Below are 17,246 nucleotides of genomic sequence, written 5' to 3' on the forward strand. Positions count from 1 at the left end.
GTGACTGAACCAACAGCTCGGGCGCGGTTCGCGTCGCGGGAAGGCTGATTTGTGTGCGCTGTTTGACAGGTTTATCGGGGTCCAACACGCGTCGGCATTCCGGGGCGCGAGCGAAGCGAGCGAGCTACGGTGCGCAATTGCGCACCTGAGAATCCATTTCTCCCGGCGCGTCTGCGGCTCAATGGATTCCGGGCCTGCGCCTAGCGGCACATCCCGGAATGACGAAGGATTTGTTAGGCGTGCCACGACGACGAAGGCCGAACAAACCTACTGGGACGCCCGCTTTCCGTAGACGACATCCGCGCGCTTCTCGAAGGCGGCCGAAAACCGCGCAAAGGCCGCATCGAACATCGAGCCCATCAGGATCGCGAGCATCCGGCTCTTGAATTCATAGGAGATGAAGAAACCGACATCGCAGGCGTTGTCGCCCTTCGGCTCAAAGGTCCAGCGGTTTTCCAGATTGGAGAACGGCCCGCGCAGATAGCGCACGGTGATCTTCAAATTGGGACGGTCGAGCGTCACCTCGCTGGTAAAGCCCTCTTTCACGAGATTGAACGACACCGTCATGTCGGCCACGACGATCTCTGTGCCGTCCGGCTTCGGCGTCCGTTGGCGGACTTTCAGCGACTGGCAGAGCGGCACGAATTCAGGATAGTGCTCGACGTCGGCGACGAGGTCGAACATCTCGGGTGCACTGTGAAGCACCCGGCGCTTGTTGGAAAAACTTGGCATTGAATTAGCGGGATATTGCAGCGCGCGCCGCCTGCAACCTCGCAAAATCTTCGCCAGCGTGATGCGAGGAACGGGTCAGCGGGCTCGCCGACACCATCAGGAAGCCCTTGGCATAGGCGACCTTCTCATAGCCAGCGAATTCATCCGGCGTCACGTAGCGCATCACGGCGTGATGCTTTCGCGTCGGCTGCAAATATTGGCCGATGGTGAGAAAATCCACATCCGCCGAGCGCAGGTCATCCATCACCTGCAAGACCTCATGACGTTCCTCGCCGAGGCCGACCATGATGCCCGATTTGGTGAAAATCGTCGGGTCGATTTCCTTCACCCGTTGCAGCAAGCGGATCGAATGGAAATAGCGCGCGCCCGGCCGCACGCTCAGATATCGCGACGGCACTGTTTCAAGATTGTGGTTGAACACGTCGGGCTTTGCTGCGGCCACGATCTCGAGCGCGCCGTCCTTGCGCAGGAAGTCGGGCGTGAGGATTTCGATGGTCGTGTCTGGGCATTGCGCTCGGATCGCGCCGATGGTCTCTGCGAAATGCTGCGCTCCGCCGTCGGCAAGGTCGTCGCGGTCCACGGAGGTGACCACGACATGCTTTAATCCCAATTTAAAGGTGGCTTCCGCGACATGCGCCGGCTCACTGGCATCCAGAGCACCCGGCATCCCCGTCTTGACGTTGCAGAACGCGCACGCCCGGGTGCAGGTGTCGCCCATGATCATGAAGGTGGCGTGCTTCTTGTCCCAGCACTCGCCGATGTTCGGGCAACCCGCCTCCTCGCAAACCGTGACGAGGCCGTTTTCCTTGACGATATTGCGGGTGTCGGCATATCCGCGCGTGGTGGGGGCGCGGACGCGGATCCAGTCCGGCTTCGGCGGCGACAGCGCGTCCGGCCGGTTCGCCTTTTCGGGGTGACGCGGGCGCACCGACGTGGGGGAGACGGTATCGACGATGACGACCATGGGGAATCCGTAAGCTTTCCTAATAGTCTAGCTAATCCGGTGGACCGCGAACCGCAACCGCTCGCTTTGGCCGGCACAGATACCTAGCATACCATCCCATGCCCCCAAATTCCGTTAGAAGCAGCCCAAAACTCGGTAAGCAGCTCAAAAGAGCGTTTTTTGACCGACGCGTGCTTGAGGTTGCCCCCGACCTGATCGGCGTGACCCTGTTGGTCGACGGCGTCGGGGGGATCATCGTAGAGGTCGAGGCCTATCACCACACCGAGCCTGCGGCGCATTCCTACAACGGGATGACGCCGCGCAATGCCGTGATGTTCGGGCCGGCCGGCTTCGTCTACGTCTACCGCTCCTACGGCATCCATTGGTGCGTCAATTTCGTCTGCGAAAAAGCGGGCTCCGCGAGCGCGGTCCTGATCCGGGCGCTGGAGCCGACCCATGGCATCGCGGCGATGCGGCGCCGGCGCGGCCTTCATGACGAGCGATCGCTGTGTTCGGGACCGGGCAAGCTGACGGAAGCACTCGGCATCACCCACACCCATAACGGACTGCCGCTCGACAAGCCCCCGATGGCGCTATATGCGCCCGCTGCCAGGCCCGACGTCGTCACCGGCTTGCGGATCGGCCTCACCAAGGCGGTCGACCTGCCCTGGCGCTACGGATTGAAAGGCTCGAAATTCGTCTCGAAACCGTTCGCTGACTAGATCGGCGGTATCGATCGGCAGCCCCGCCGGATCACATCACGGCGTTGCGCTGGATGACCTCCCGATAGTACGAGGCCGAAAGTTTTGGCGTGCGGCGTTGGGTCTGGAAGTCGACGCGGTACAGTCCGAAGCGCTTGTCGTAGCCATCCGCCCACTCGAAATTGTCCATCAGGCTCCAGACGAAATAGCCCTGGACCGGCACGCCTTCGGACGTCGCGCGATGGAGATGCGTCAGATAGTTGCGCAGATACATGATCCGATCGACGTCGTAGACCTTGCCGTCCGCGCTCACTTGGTCTGCTGCCGACGTTCCGTTCTCGGTGATATGGATCGATTTCACATTCCAGAGCTTGGCGACATGACGCGGCGCCCAATACATCGCCTCGGGGCCGATCCTGAGCCAGTTTGAATCCATATGCGGGTACGTCGCCGCGAACGGCAGCAGGGCAAAATCGTTGCTGTTCTCACCTGCCACGACATACTGGTTGGGCATGTAGACGTTGAGCCCGACGAAATCGATCGGCGATGAAATGGCGGCGAGGTCTTCGGCGGTAAACTTCGGCGCATTGGCGCCGGCATAGGTCAGGAAACCGTCGGTGTATTTCCCTTCCAGGATAGCGGTGAGATAACCTGCATTAAGCTCGCGCGTGGCGATTTCTGCCGCGCGAATATTGGCCGGAGTTTCGATGGCCGGAATGCAAATCTCGATGTTCTCGGCCGGACCGACCTTTGTCCCAGCTCGCGCATGCGCACGGATAGCCTGCACCGCAAGGCCATGACCCAGCGCCACGTGATGGCGAACCTTGTTGATTTCCTTTTGCGGCAACATAAGCCCCGGCGCATCGATGCCGGTGCCAAAGCCGGCCTGAACCATCCTCGCGCACTCGTTGATCGTGAAGATGTGCTTGACGCGATCGCTGATGCGCTCAGCGACATATCCGGCATAATCGGCAAATGCTTTGGACGTGTCGCGCGACCTCCAGCCGCCGTAGCGATCCTGAAGCGCCTGCGGAAGATCCCAATGATAGAGCGTCGCAAACGGCTCGATGCCGTTGGCCAATAGTTCGTCGAGGAGCCGCTGATAGAAATCAAGACCTTTGGGATTCGGCATTCCCGTTCCTTCCGGAAACACGCGAGGCCACGCGATCGAAAAACGATAGGCCTTGGCGCCGAGCTCCTTGATGAGCTGAACGTCCTCTCTGTAACGGTGGTAGTGGTCGTTTGCGACGTCAGCGGTGCTGTGGTCGATGATCTTGCCTTTGAGGTGAACGAAGCGATCCCAGATCGACGGGCCGCGACCGTCCACGTTGACCGCACCCTCGATCTGATAGGCTGACGTCGCCGTGCCCCATAAAAAGTCCGGCGGAAAAGTGGCCGGCCTATTGGTTGGAAATTGGGTCGCCGAGGTTGAGGTACCCTCGGCGGCTTCGGCAGATATGGTCGGGATTCCGAGGGCTGACCACGCTGCCATTTTGGCAAACCGTCGCCGGGAAAATCCGTTGAAAAACATCACGTCACTTGTTGTTGAACGGGCCGGCCTTTATTGGTGAAAGCAATTTGCTATCACGACCCCTGTTGCGTTCTACCATGAACGGCTGGACCATAATCGACAAGTCTTCTGGAGGATAGAACCAATTGCCGTTCGCGCGCCGCTGGCGCTTCTGCTGATTTCCCTAACGATCATTGCCTCGGTTTGGTGGTGGCTGGCCGAACCGGTTACGCTCGCGCGCGCCCCGATCGACGCGGCCACCAAGCTCGAATGCGTATCCTACGCGCCGTTCCGCGACGACCAGACGCCGCTGAATCCCACGCTGGAAGTGAGTGCGGAACAAATCCGCGAGGACCTGCTGCAAATTTCCAAAATATCGGGCTGCATCCGTACCTATTCCGTCGACAACGGTTTGAACAAGGTGCCCGAACTGGCATCGCAGGTCGGGCTAAAGGTTCTCCTGGGAATCTGGATCGGCAACAACCGCTTCAAGAATGCACAGCTTGTCGAGACCGCGATCGCGCTGTCGCATAAATATCCGGATACGATCACCGCAATCATCGTCGGCAACGAGGTGTTGTTGCATGGAGACATGACCCCGTCCGATCTTCGCCAGCTTCTGTTGTCGGTCAAAGCGCGCGTCACGGTGCCGGTGACCTACGCGGAAGTCTGGGAATATTGGCTTCGCTACCGGGAGATTCAGGATGCCGTGGATTTCGTGACGATCCATGTCCTGCCCTACTGGGACGATATTCCAAGCCAGGCCAAGGATGCGGCCGCACAGGTCGCCGCGGTCCACAAGCAAGTGTCCCTCGCTTTTCCGGGCAAGGAAGTGGTAATCGGCGAAACCGGCTGGCCCAGCATGGGACGCATGCGCGAGGGCGCGCTTCCGTCGCGGATCAACCAGGCTCGCGTGATCTCTGAAATCCTCGAGGTTGCCAGGCGCGACAACTTTCGCGTCAACCTGATCGAGGCCTTTGATGCATCCTGGAAACGGTATTGGGAAGGCACCGTGGGCGGCAACTGGGGCCTGTTCGATGCCGACCATCAAACCCTGAAATATCCACCTGGCATTGCCATCAGCAACTACCCACTGTGGAAACTGCTGATGGGAAGCGGGATGATATTGGCGATCTCCGTTTTCGCGGCGGCCTGGTCCAGCCAGCGGGGAAAGCCATGGAAACCCCGCTCCTCGTCGTGGATCGCCGTAAGCATCTCGGCAACCGTTGCCGGAATCCTGCTGGGGATCGCGATCGACAAGATGACGTATGAAAGCTTCGGGTTGGGCGGTTGGCTCAGATGGGGGACGCTACTGGCGGCCGCGGCTGCCGCACCGCTGCTGTGCGCCATTGCCCTGATGTCAGGCCGTTCGCTGCCTGCGTTTGTGGAATTGATGGGACCGGGCGAGAACAGGCCCCGGTCATTCCCTACATTTGCCCTCGGCATCGTCCTGATCGCGATCGCCGTGATCGCAACCGGTGCTGCCTTGGGCTCGGTGTTCGATCCGCGCTGGCAGGATCTCCCCTTCGCCTCGCTGACCATGGCGGCGGTGCCGCTGGCGTCGCTGTCATGGCTGAACCGGCCCAAAGCGGGCGCTCGCCCCATCGCCGAGACGGTGTTTGCGGGAATTTTCTTTTTCAGCGCGCTCTATATCGTCTTCATCGAGGGGCCCCAGAACTGGCAAGCGGGCTGGACCTCCGGCGCCTATATTCTGCTCGGTCTAGCGATGTACGGCGTCCGCAGCAAAGAAGCGATCGCTCAGCCCCAACCTTCGAACTCCTGAGCAAGCCGCGCTCGAATTCGGAACGCTGGATCGAATCCCAATTCGCGCTTCGCCTTCGCCGACGATACGGCGCCACCATCCTCGGCGATATTGTAAATGCCGCTTCCCTTGTCGAGCGAGAGCAGTGCGGCATGAGCCGCCGCATCCACATGGATTGACGGCGGCTTGGGCGGCGTCGCGTACCAAGTATCCGGGCCATGGAAATAGCCGCAACGCAGCACCACCCCGGCAACACCCGATGTCTGCAACACCTCGCGCTCGAGCGCGAGAATGCCCTGCACCGTGAACTGACGCGGTGGTTCGGCGGCGATATCGAGGGGATCGTTTTCCTCACGCCCCCTCGCCCGGCGCGTACACAAAGGCGATGCTTTGAGCGATGACCCGGCCAACGCCGGTCATCACCGCTGCGCGCATCAGATTGTGCGTGCCTTCGATACGCAGGCGCCGATTGGCCTCCTGCCCGGCTGCATAACCCGGCGTACCCGGCGCGTTTGGCAAGTCCGTGAGCTGATGGATAACCGCGTCCGGCTTCGCACACGCCATCGCTCGGGCCAAAGCATCCGCGTCGAACGCATCAACCACGACCGGCTCGACGCCCAGCGCTTGCAGACGGATAGCTTTTTCCGGGTCACGCGTTGTGCCGGTTACATCGTGCTTTGCGTCCCGTAACAGGAGAGCCAACAGCCGCCCGACAACACCCGTCGCGCCTGCGAGGAAAATCTGCATCGGTGGCGCTCCGTATTACGACGCGGCGCTTTTCAGGCGCTCCAGCGCCTCCAGGATCTTGGCCTTTCGGGCAGAGGCGGCCTCGCGCTTTTCTTTTTCCTCTTCGACGACTTCCTCGGGCGCGTTGGCGACGAACTTCTCGTTGGCGAGCTTCGCATCGACCCGTTTGATGTCGGCGTCCGCCTTGGCCAGTTCCTTGTCGAGGCGAGCCTTTTCCGCCGATAGATCGATCACACCCTTGAGCGGCAATGAAGCAACCTCGCCGCGGACCAACAGTTGCACCGATCCCTCTGGCGCCCGGTCGGCAAAAGAAATGTCGGAGAGCCGCGCCATCCGTTTGATAACATCGCTCCAGCGTGGCGCGCGCTGTTTGGTTTCCGCCGATGTCCCCGACAGCACGAGCGCAGTCAGCGTCGACGGAGGGATGTTCATTTCGGCGCGGACCGATCGTATCGCGGTAACGAGATCGACCACCCAGCCGATCTCGGCCTCGGCGGCCGGATCGGTGAATTCGGCGGTGTCGACCACCGGCAAAGCCAGCGCCGGCATCGGTTCGATGGGGCTCGCCGCCGCCATCAGCGCCACTTGGTCGACCGTCAACTCGTTTACCTTGCGCGACCATGGCGCCAAAGCGAGCAGACCCTCGCGGCTGGCCGTGACCGCCCAGAGCTCCTCGGTGATGAATGGCATGAACGGATGGAGAAGTTTGAGAATTTCATCCCGCGCCCAAGCCACCGTCGCGCGGGTTTCTGCTTTGGCCTCGCCGTCCTCGCCCATCAGCACCGGCTTTGCCAATTCCAGATACCAGTCGCAATAGACGTTCCAGACGAAGCGATAGGTTGCGCCGGCAGCATCATTGAAACGATAGGCTTCGATGGCCTCGGTCACCTCACGCGTGGCGCGTGACGTCTCATGCGCGATCCAGCGATTCAACGTCTGCGTGGTTTTGGCTGGATCGAAAGCGGTAGGCGCGGCGCACGCATTCATTTCCGCGAAACGGCAGGCATTCCATAGCTTGGTCGCGAAGTTGCGATAGCCCTCGACACGACTTGCCGCAAGTTTGATGTCGCGGCCTTGCGCGGCCATCGCCGCCAGCGTGAAGCGCAGCGCATCGGCGCCGTATTCGTCGATCAGGTGCAGGGGATCGATGACGTTGCCCTTCGACTTCGACATCTTGGCGCCCTTCTCGTCGCGGACGAGTGCGTGGATGTAGACCGTCGAGAACGGCGCCTCCTTCATGAAATGGAGACCCATCATCATCATGCGTGCGACCCAGAAGAAGATGATGTCAAAGCCAGTGACCAGAACATTCGTCGGGTAGTAGCGCTTCACCTCCGGGGTGTCGTCGGGCCAGCCAAGCGTCGAGAACGGCCACAACGCGGAGGAAAACCAGGTGTCGAGCACGTCTTCGTCACGGGTGATGAAACCCTCGCGCTTGTTGCGGTCGAGCGACATCTCCCGCCCCTGCTCGGCGGTGATGACCTCCTGCTCGACATAATAGCCAAGCGCATTGCCAACAGCTTCTTCTTCGGTCTCCGCGACGAATACCTTGCCGTCCGGACCGTACCAGGCCGGAATCTGATGACCCCACCAAAGCTGGCGCGAGACGCACCAGGGCTGGATGTTCTCCATCCAGTCGAAATAGGTCTTTTCCCAATTCTTCGGAACGAAGGTCGTCGTCCCGTTGCGCACGGCCGCGATCGCCGGCTGGGCCAGCGTCTTGGCGTCGACGTACCATTGGTCGGTCAGGTACGGTTCGATCACGACGCCGGAGCGGTCGCCGTGCGGCACCATGTGCGTGTTCGGTTCGATCCGCTCCAGGAAGCCGAAATCTTCCATCCGCGCCACGATCTGCTTGCGCGCAACAAAACGGTCGAGGCCGTTCAACTCTTCTGCAAGCCCGTCCGATCCTTCGGGCAGTCCTCGCAGGTAGTCTTCATTGCCGACAAGTGCGAGCGAGGCTTCTTTGTCGAGCACGCTGATCTGCGGCAGGTTGTGGCGCCTGCCGACTTCGAAATCGTTGAAGTCATGCGCCGGCGTCACCTTGACGGCGCCCGAGCCTTTTTCCGGATCGGAATATTCGTCGGCGACGATCGGAATCCGGCGACGGACCAATGGCAGAATCACATGTTGGCCGACGAGATGCTGGTAGCGCTCATCGTCGGGATGCACGGCCACGGCCGTATCGCCGAGCATGGTCTCGGGCCGTGTGGTGGCAACCACGATGAAGCTTGCGGGATCGTCCGGACTGAACGTCTTGCCCTCGATCGGGTAGCGCAGATACCACAGGCTGCCCTTGACCTCGGTTTGCTGCACCTCGAGGTCGGAAATAGCGGTGAGCAGCTTCGGATCCCAGTTCACGAGCCGCTTGTCTTTGTAGATCAAACCCTCACGGTGCAGTTCCACGAACACCTTGACGACAGCCCGCGAGAGGCCCTCATCCATCGTGAAACGCTCTCGCGACCAGTCACAGGAGGCGCCAAGCCGCTTCAGCTGATTGACGATAATGCCGCCGCTTTCGGCCTTCCATTGCCAGACGCGTTCCAGGAACTTGGTGCGGCCGAGGTCGCGGCGGCCCGACTGCTGCCGTTCCATCAACTGCCGCTCGACCACCATTTGGGTCGCGATGCCGGCGTGATCGGTGCCGGGCTGCCACAGCACGTCGCGGCCCTGCATCCGTTCAAAACGGCACAGAATGTCCTGCAAGGTGTTGTTGAGCGCGTGCCCCATGTGCAGCGACCCCGTCACGTTGGGCGGCGGGATCACGATGGTAAAGGGCGCGGAATCACGCCGTTCCGGGCGTCCAGCACTGAAGGCGCGGCTGTCCTCCCAAATGACGGACATACGGCCTTCGATATCGGCGGGCTGGTAGTTTTTCTCGATCATGACGGCTGCATTCGGGGGACCTGGAACGGGCTAAGAAGCCGCCCCGGCGTGCCAAGTCAACACACTGTCAGGCCGGCCAAAGGCATAAAGTCGATGTAATGGCGGAAATCGCGACCGGCAATTGGCCGGTTCCGGCGATCATGTCAGCGCCCGCGCGAAACCCGCTCGATTTCGGCCTTGACGATGCGCTCCACGAGTCCTGGCAAATTGTCATCGAGCCAGGATTTCAGCATCGGCCGCAGCATTTCCTTGACCAGGTCTTCCAGCGTCCGCGCGTTGTTGCTCAACACCGTGTGCGCCAAGCTGTTGAACGCCGATTCGACCGCCGACACCGTCGAACGCGACAGAATGGGTGGAGAATCCATCGGGCTTGGCGGAGGCAGATCGAACGCCATGTCACGCAGCGGTGCTTTGGCCGCCGTTTCGGTGAACTCGAGATCGTCCGGCGGCTCTACCTTCCTGAAGGCAGTCTGAGGCGCCGGATCGGGCAACGCCATCTCATCGGTAAGGTCTAAAACATCGGCCTCCGGCTCGGGCTCAGGCGCGGCAGGGCGGATTTCTTCCGGGGTCGTGGCTTCGTCCAGCCCGTTGAGGAGCGCGTCAATATCGTCCTGACTATTGCTCACTGCGGGGGCTGGCGCCGGGGGCGGCGCTGGCGGAGCCGCGGCTTTTGCTGGCGCAGGAGCCGCCGGCGGCGGCGCGACAGGCGCGCGCGCGGCGGGAGCCGGCGCAGGCTTCTCCGGCTTGGCGGCTGCAGCTGCGGGCGAAGGACTTGGAGGCGGAGGACTTGAAGCCTGAGGACTTGGTGGAGGTGGTGCGGCCTTTTCGGCAGCCGCGGGCTTCGCCTCGTCATCGGCGATGATGCGCCGGATCGACGCCAGAATCTCCTCCATCGAGGGTTCCTGAACCTTTGCAGGCTGCGTCATTTCCGATCCCACCTCATCAACGCCCTCGAAAGCGTTTTTACACCAAGCGAGGCAGGTATTTGCTGGTTCCGAATAGACCGGTTCGGAAATTCATCGCGCCGACCCGACTTGTCCCCAGACAAACGCCGTCCGACACATCGCACGACCTTTGCCCCGCCCGGCACGCCGACATTCCGCCCAAAAAAATCCGATGCGGTGCGAATCGCCCTGCTGCCTCGAAGAACGCTACGTCAGGGCGATAAATGATTGCAAGCAACGCCATGGCCTATGGAAGGCCCGAGGGCGGTGCGGCGAGAAGCGGAAGTCGGCAATGCTACAAGCCGGCCATAGCCTAGCCGGATCTTGCAACAGCATGGCTACGATCAGTGGCCGTCGGGTGTACGAACGCCAAACCAGCTGTCACGCACCTGCTGGTAATGCACGCTGGGATCATACGTCTGGGTCGCCAGACTGAGGACCTGCGGCGACAGCCGCCCCACCGAAGACAACACGCTATAAGAAGCCACGACGCGATCGTGCTGCGCCGTCACGAGCGCGACCCGCGCGTTGACCAGCGCCTGCTGGGCATTGAGCACGTCGAGCGTGGTTCGCTGCCCGGCCTTGGCTTCTTCGCGCACGCCGTTGAGTGCGATTTCCGACGCCGTCACCTGCGACTGGGCCGAGGTTACCTGGGCCTTGCCGGCCACCAGCTGTCCCCAAGCCGTCACGGTGTTGGCGCGGGTCAGATCGCGGGTCTGTTCGAGAACCAGACGCTGTTGCGCGAGCGATTCCTTGGACTGACGGATCAACGAATATTCCGAACCGCCCTGATAAACCGGAATCGAAACCTGCGCGATCGCGGAAGCCCCGAACGTGCGGAAGACCTGAAGGCTCTGCTCATAGGCCTGTTGCACCGACGCCTGCAACGTGACCGTCGGCAACAGTGCGCCCTCGTTCACCTTGACGGTGAGAAAGTTGACGTCGATACCGAACATCGCCGCGGTCACGTTCGGATTTTCGATCAGGCTGAGTTCGACCGCTGCGGGAAGCGACGCCGGCAGATACCGATCGACCGGCGAGCCCGGCGCCAGCGACTGGGGCTCGTTGCCGATGATGCGGCGGAAATTGGCTTGCGTTGTCGTCAGCGTCGCTTGGGCCGCCAGAAGCTGCGTCTTGCCGGCCGCGAGTTGCGCTTCCGACTGGGCAACGTCGGTGCGGGTTACTTCGCCGACATTGAAGCGGTCCTGGGTCTGCTTCAGCGTTTGATCGAGAACGCGAACGTTGCTGCGGTTCACCTCGACGATGGCCGAATCGCGCAGGTAGTCCATGTAGACCGTGGCTGCCGACAGCAGCACCGTCTGCTCGAGCACGCGTAGACCCTCACGGGCACCGGAGACCTGACTCTCGGCCATGCGCGTTTTGTTGGCGGTTTGATTGCCGTTGTACAAAGTCTGGGTCACGGTGAGACCAGCCGACCGCGGTGGATCGGTGCCGTGAACCTCGGAGCGGACGATTTGTGTAGCCGTGCCGCCGAACGTGGAGTTCAGGTCGGTGTACTGATAGCCGGCGCTCGCGGTCACGGCGACCTTCGGCCGATATCCGGACAAGGCTTGCGGAACGTTTTCGTCGGTGGCTCTGACTGCTGCGCGCTGCGCGTTGAGTTGAGGATTGTTCTGGTAGGCGCGCACTAACGCGGCCTCGATCGTGTCGGCCAAAGCCGGCACCGGATTTGCCAATGCCAAAAGAAGTACCGTCGCCGCAGCCCCGGTAACGACCTTCACCCCGTACATCCCAGATATTCCAATCATTCTGTCCCGGGTTCCACAGCCCTTGAACCGGGTCATCAAGTCATTCCAAACAGATATCCCACGCCACACCTTATTCGTGACGCCAGAGCGAAGGAACCCCCCGAACGGCGGGGACGGTGGGAAACTCGGCAGATGGGGCATCCGGGCCACACTTGACGGCCCCGGCGATCCGGAAAGCCACCTCGCGTCAAAAAACGAAGGCCGGAGGCCGCTCAAGACCCGGCAATACCGGTATCGCGGTGTCGAAAAGCGCCCGGTGCCCGAAGTCGTCGTGCGAATGGGTCACGACCATCGCCCGCTGGGGAGCGGTCAAAGCAAAAGCCCCGACCAAGCGACCGCCTTCCTTCAGCTGCCGATAGAGGGATTCGGGCACGATTTCGGTGGCACCATTAAGCAGAATGACGTCGAACGGCGCGCCGGCCGAATCGCCGTCAGCGACCGGCGCCGACTTCACCGTCACGTTTCCGAGAGCAAGCGTGGCCAAAGCTGCCGCAGCCTTTGCCGCGAGCGCGGAATCACATTCGGTCGCCGTGACCCGCCGGGCCAGACGGGCTGCCAAAGCCGCCAGATAGCCGGTTGCGCATCCCACCACCAGGACGTCGTCCGTTTCGCTGATTTCAGCGGCCTGAATCATTTTAGCCGTTGCCGCCGACCGCAACAGGAAGCGCTTGGCCGGGCCGCCTGCGCTGACATCGATATCAAGGTCCAGATAGGCCAGCGAACGCTGCGCCTCCGGAACGAATGCTTCACGCGGGATCGCGAGCATCGCATCGATGATTCGGTTGTCGGTGACATCGCTCGGACGCACCTGGCCATCGACCATTTTCTGGCGCGCGGTCGAGAAATCGGACATTGGAGACCCCGGTGGCAAGCGGTCATGGCCGCGGAGAATGAGGAAAAATCGGCGCCATCTTTGATACAAGGCCTGTCAAAACGCAACATGACGACTGGCGCGGGAAGTGACCTAGGGGCGGAGTTTTTGCCGTATAAAGGTACGAAAGCGCCGCTTAGCCCGGCCGAAAGCGCTCCGGCGCCATTCAAGCCCTGCGAAAACCACCCTATTTGGTCCTTTGCAAGCCTCGGAGGCTTTGTTATACGCTCCGCCCAGCGAACACCCAGCTTCGCCTATTCCTCGGTAGCTCAGTGGTAGAGCATTCGACTGTTAATCGAATGGTCGCTGGTTCGAATCCAGCCCGGGGAGCCACCAATCAGTTACCGCGAAACTTAAAATCCTCGAAAACCGCTGTGTCTACATAGTGTCTGCAAACACGTTGCGCTGAAACTTGAGCATCGCGATGTCGAACGACGATGAAATCGCGCGCCGACGGGAACTGACATTCGCCCAAGCCGAGGGTGCCGAGCCGTTGCCGGCGCAATTGAAGCGGACGCGCCGAAAGTCGACGAGACGGATGCGTTGTTTATGACCGGGGCCTGTTCGGCGCTCGTCTCATATCTGATCAACAAGGCGAGGTTGGCCGACCCATTGAAGTGACAGGCGCGGGACCGAAGCCCCGCGCCCTGCTCCACGCTTCAGCCAACCCGTAGATTTTCCGCGGATGTTTTTCCGCGGTTTTCCGTCTCTTCGTAGCTCACCTTGGCACCCTCATTGAGGCTGCTCAGGCCTGCTTTCTCGACGGCTGAGATGTGCACGAATACATCTTTGCCGTCGCCACGTCCGCACTCCCTTTATGATCGCGGGGGCAGTTTAGGGCCCTTCGAGGGCTTCGCAAGCAAAAGCCGTCGCTGTGGTTGAGGTCAGCGACGGCTCTATCGATACGCGTGACCAAGTAGAAGGTCACAACGAAGATGGGCCTTGGCAGTTAATCCCAAGTTACGATCGCCTTAGTCATCTGGCAGGTGCGAAAAGCCGCAGCCGGTTGCGCTTTCTGATCGATCGCCGCCGGCGCTTCACCGCGGTGCCCGGACCTTGAATATCGGCCCGATGCCTTCGAGTAGCCATCCGAAATTGACACCTTGCGCTTCGCAGAAACGGCCAACTTCGTCGTGCTTGAGCCTCAGAACCGGCTTGATGTCTTTGTCGGAAAGATCGCACTTTGCGACGGACGCGAAGTATTGGCGATTCGACTACCGCTCTAACGGCAAGCGCATGCATTACGGGCGATTATCTCAGAAGGTCGCCTTCAGGCCGGCATAGAAAGCGCGTGGACGGGCCGGACTGAGCGATTGCGGGTTCGCAAACTGATTGCCTGTGTTGAAGTTCGGCACCTCGGTCGTATCGAAGAACCCGCCATACGTATAATAGCGATTGTCGAAGAGGTTATCGATCCGGCCATAGATCTGATACGTCTTGTCGAGCTGATACGAAGCGTGGACGTTGAAGACGGCGTAAGACGGCAATTGCGGATACTGGTTGGATTCATCGCCCACCAGATATTGGCTGCTGACCCACAGCGCGTCGCCGCCAATCTTGAATGCGTCGGTGACTGCATAATCGAACCCGGCCTTGATGCGATGGCGTGGGATCGCCGGGATGATGTTGCCCGGCGACACCTGGATGTTGCCGTTCGCGTCGACGAACGGACTGTTCGAACCAAGCGTTAGCGAGTCAAGGAAGCGCGCGTCGATGAAGGCGTAGCTGGCGTGAAACTGCCATCTGGACGATTTGAAGTTCGCTTCCGCCTCGACACCCTGCCTGCGCGTATCACCGACGTTCTGGAAATAGCCGAAGCCCTGCACCAACGAGGGGATCGCGAGGATGTCGTCGGTATTGGTGGCGCGGAATACGCCCAATTTCCAATCAAGCGTACCAAAGCTCAGATCCTTGGTCCCCCTAAAACCGGCCTCGTAGGTGTGCGACACAACCTGCTTTAGCGGCGGATCGGAGACCAGGAAGGTCGCGATGATGCAAGGCATATTCGGATTGGCGCATTCGAGTTCGAGCGGGGTCGGCGCCCGGTTGGCTTCCGAATAACCGGCATAGGCGGTCAGACCTGACATGATCTTGTAGGTGCCACCGATGATCGGATTGAACCGGTCAAAGGCTTCGTTGCCGTTGAGTGCAGGTGCACTGCCTGTCTCGTCCTGCAGGGAAATACGGGCGTCATTGAAGCGGCCGCCCGCGGTGATCGAGAACGCCTTGGTGACGTCGAAAGTGTCCAGCGCGTAAAGTCCGGTATACTGGTTGGTCGAACGCAGTCCGACCGGACCGTCCGCAATGGGCACGCCGGACGTGCCGAGAAATATCCCGCTGCTGCTGACGACGTAGTTGGTATCGATCGTTCCGAGCTCGGCGCTGGCTCCAAAATGCGTGACGCTGGCATCGAAGCTTGCGCCGACGACAAAGCGATTATCATGGCCGAACAGTTGGTCGCTATTCGTCGCCTGCAGCGAGAACCCGCCGGTGTTCGAAGTGGTGAATGTCCGATCGTTTTCGCCCAGGATTGCACCTGCGGGGAACGGATTGGAAAGCTGTTGGCCGTTGAGCCCCTTCGCCGGCGTGCTGCCGTCGCCGTAGCAAAGCAATGTCGCGTCGGCGTCGCAAGGCTGCGTCCCCGTCGGATTTCCGTCCTGCGTCCGCTGGCTGAAAGCGCGATAGTGAGCGATGGCGTCGATGGTCCAGGTGGGCGTAACCTCGAACTTCCCGGTCAGGTTCAGGTAGCCGACCTGGTTGGTGGACGTCTGTGGCGTCGTGTAAGTCGCGCCCCAATATGTCTGCAGCAGTTCGAGGGGCGTCGTCGCAGCCGCACCGAAGCTGTTGTCGGCGGCGCCCATATTGAGATGGATTTCGTTGCCATCGTATCGATACCCGATATCGCCGTAGAAGCGTCGGACATCCGAGGTACCGAAATTGCGGTAGCCGTCGTCATGCACGCCTTCCAGGGCGCCGTAGACCGCCCAATTGCCGATCTGATTGCCCCATTGCAGCGAACTCTGGAGACGACCGAATGCGCCCCCCATCACGTCAACCTCGGCACCGTGATAGTTGAAGCCATCTTTCATCTGAATGGTGACGGCGCCGCCAAGCGCGTTGAGGCCATAGGCCGGATTGTTCGTCACGACCGCGATCGACTTGATCGCCGCCGTCGGGATCAGGTCCCAATTGACGGTGTCGCCGAACGCCTCGTTGATACGGACCCCGTTTTGATAGACCGCCAATCCTTGCGGCTTACCCGAGACGGGCGATGCGACAAATCCACGGAACTCGAGGTTGGACTGGAACTCGTTTCCGGCGACGTTGCTGAGGTTGACCCCTGCTACGTTCTGCTGCAGGGCGTCCATGACGTTAAGGGAATTGGTGCGCTGAATTTCAGGAGTATTTACAAAGTTGATGCTGGAGGGGACCTTGTCGACGGCCAACGCCGTGCTTGGCGTGGAAGCTGGCGTTGTTGGATAGACCTGAAGTCTTGTCACTGTCGGCTGGCGAGCCGCTGTTGTTGGCTGAGCCGGCGTTCGGGGACGTCTGGCCACGGATCTTGCACCGGTCTCCGCCGGAGCAACCTCGACCGATGGCAGCTCAGTGGTATAGCTGCCCTTGTTTTGCGAATCTTGCGCGCAAGCTTGCTCGCTCTCGGTAATAGCGGTCGCCGCCGCTAGCGACGCAATAAGCAGGCCCCGAATACGCATCTACTGTACTCCCCATTCCGTTCCGGCCTTTTTCCCCACCGGTTTGGACTGTCGATCCTATCCCTGGGTTAGGGATGCGCACGCGCAAAAAGTCCCGAACTATTCGGGAATTTTCCCGACAGCAAAGCGGGAATTTTTCCGCCATAAGAACCTTTGGTAAAAGTGCAGCCTTGAAGTCATCCCACCGCTTTCGCGGAGACAAGAGAGGAGCAAGACTTGAGCGGGATACTTATTGTTGACGATCATCCCTTGATCGCAAGAGCCTGCGGTCACGTGTTTGAGTCGATCGGATTTGAAAACGTCATTGCTGCCGACGACGTGGAGTCGGGTTTTAAGGCCTTCATAGATCACCGGCCTGATTTGTGTGTCATTGATCTAACTTTCCATAGGGCACAGCCCGATGGCATTGCCCTAACAAGGCGCATCCGCTCCCACGAAGGTACCGCCAAAATACTGATATTCACCATGAGGTCTGACCGCAGGAGCTTCCTTTCGGCTATCGAGGCCGGCGCGACTAGCTACGTGATGAAGGACTCGCCGGTTCACGAGTTCGCGAAGGCGGTGGAGCAGACGCGATCAGGTCGTCGTTATATTGATCCTCAGCTCGCTCTCAATCTGGCGTTTGACAAAAAGCCCTCTCACCGAGGGACCAACAGATTCTGGATATG

Annotated in this window: 12 protein-coding genes, 1 tRNA gene and 2 pseudogenes; 4 read left to right on the forward strand and 11 right to left on the reverse strand. The window is 60.6% G+C overall.

The annotated features are described in order from the left end of the window. Positions 1-267: 267 nt before the first annotated feature. Positions 268-732: a type II toxin-antitoxin system RatA family toxin gene (locus ABSE61_RS22185; RefSeq protein ID WP_423873283.1), complete on the reverse strand. Its 465-nt coding sequence runs from the start codon at positions 730-732 to the stop codon at positions 268-270. A gap of 4 nt (positions 733-736) precedes the next feature. Then, positions 737-1,696 carry a lipoyl synthase gene (gene lipA / locus ABSE61_RS22190; protein WP_423873284.1) on the reverse strand — a complete coding sequence of 320 codons (960 nt, stop codon included), beginning with the start codon at positions 1,694-1,696 and terminating at the stop codon, positions 737-739. A 98-nt stretch (positions 1,697-1,794) separates the two neighbouring features. On the opposite strand from lipA, the gene ABSE61_RS22195 reads away from it, so the two are divergent. Further along, positions 1,795-2,397: a DNA-3-methyladenine glycosylase gene (locus tag ABSE61_RS22195; protein WP_423873285.1), complete on the forward strand. Its 603-nt coding sequence runs from the start codon at positions 1,795-1,797 to the stop codon at positions 2,395-2,397. A 31-nt stretch (positions 2,398-2,428) separates the two neighbouring features. On the opposite strand, the gene ABSE61_RS22200 is transcribed toward ABSE61_RS22195, so the two are convergent. Next, positions 2,429-3,868: a GH1 family beta-glucosidase gene (locus tag ABSE61_RS22200; RefSeq protein WP_423873286.1), complete on the reverse strand. Its 1,440-nt coding sequence runs from the start codon at positions 3,866-3,868 to the stop codon at positions 2,429-2,431. 232 nt (positions 3,869-4,100) lie between these two features. Between ABSE61_RS22200 and ABSE61_RS22205 the strand changes: the two genes are divergently transcribed. Further along, the gene (locus ABSE61_RS22205) at positions 4,101-5,669 is read left to right on the forward strand and encodes a glycoside hydrolase family 17 protein (RefSeq protein WP_490338375.1); all 1,569 of its coding nucleotides are present in this window, start codon (positions 4,101-4,103) and stop codon (positions 5,667-5,669) included. Here the strand turns inward: ABSE61_RS22205 and ABSE61_RS22210 are convergent. From ABSE61_RS22210 to ABSE61_RS22235, 6 genes are all read right to left on the reverse strand, one after another. Next, complete coding sequence (locus ABSE61_RS22210; protein ID WP_423873288.1) at positions 5,645-6,028, reverse strand: hypothetical protein; 384 nt, start codon at positions 6,026-6,028, stop codon at positions 5,645-5,647. The two genes, ABSE61_RS22205 and ABSE61_RS22210, sit on opposite strands and share 25 nt — an antisense overlap. Continuing rightward, the gene (locus tag ABSE61_RS22215; protein WP_423873289.1) at positions 6,000-6,395 is read right to left on the reverse strand and encodes an NAD-dependent epimerase/dehydratase family protein; all 396 of its coding nucleotides are present in this window, start codon (positions 6,393-6,395) and stop codon (positions 6,000-6,002) included. Before ABSE61_RS22215 ends, ABSE61_RS22210 begins: the two co-directional genes overlap by 29 nt. Positions 6,396-6,410: 15 nt before the next feature. Further along, a complete protein-coding gene (locus tag ABSE61_RS22220; RefSeq protein ID WP_423873290.1) occupies positions 6,411-9,281 on the reverse strand; it encodes a valine--tRNA ligase in 2,871 nt (956 codons plus the stop codon). A gap of 143 nt (positions 9,282-9,424) precedes the next feature. After that, the gene (locus ABSE61_RS22225) at positions 9,425-10,207 is read right to left on the reverse strand and encodes a PopZ family protein (RefSeq protein ID WP_423873291.1); all 783 of its coding nucleotides are present in this window, start codon (positions 10,205-10,207) and stop codon (positions 9,425-9,427) included. 362 nt (positions 10,208-10,569) lie between these two features. Next, complete coding sequence (locus ABSE61_RS22230; protein WP_423873292.1) at positions 10,570-11,976, reverse strand: TolC family outer membrane protein; 1,407 nt, start codon at positions 11,974-11,976, stop codon at positions 10,570-10,572. Positions 11,977-12,181: 205 nt separating this feature from the next. Then, positions 12,182-12,847 (reverse strand): protein-L-isoaspartate O-methyltransferase family protein, encoded by a 666-nt coding sequence (locus ABSE61_RS22235; protein ID WP_423873293.1) that lies wholly within the window; start codon positions 12,845-12,847, stop codon positions 12,182-12,184. A 276-nt stretch (positions 12,848-13,123) separates the two neighbouring features. Here ABSE61_RS22235 and ABSE61_RS22240 point away from each other — a divergent pair. Beyond that, positions 13,124-13,198: transfer RNA gene (locus tag ABSE61_RS22240), tRNA-Asn, on the forward strand. A 326-nt stretch (positions 13,199-13,524) separates the two neighbouring features. Here the strand turns inward: ABSE61_RS22240 and ABSE61_RS22245 are convergent. Together ABSE61_RS22245 and ABSE61_RS22250 are read right to left on the reverse strand one after the other, a co-directional pair. Then, a pseudogene (locus tag ABSE61_RS22245) lies at positions 13,525-13,659 on the reverse strand (cold-shock protein); the annotation flags it as partial. Positions 13,660-14,121: 462 nt separating this feature from the next. Then, the gene (locus tag ABSE61_RS22250; protein WP_423873294.1) at positions 14,122-16,578 is read right to left on the reverse strand and encodes a TonB-dependent receptor; all 2,457 of its coding nucleotides are present in this window, start codon (positions 16,576-16,578) and stop codon (positions 14,122-14,124) included. Positions 16,579-16,794: 216 nt separating this feature from the next. Here ABSE61_RS22250 and ABSE61_RS22255 point away from each other — a divergent pair. Beyond that, a pseudogene (locus tag ABSE61_RS22255) lies at positions 16,795-17,130 on the forward strand (response regulator); the annotation flags it as partial. Positions 17,131-17,246 lie beyond the last annotated feature (116 nt).

This window comes from Bradyrhizobium sp. (assembly GCF_049519115.1).
Taxonomy (GTDB): domain Bacteria; phylum Pseudomonadota; class Alphaproteobacteria; order Rhizobiales; family Xanthobacteraceae; genus Bradyrhizobium.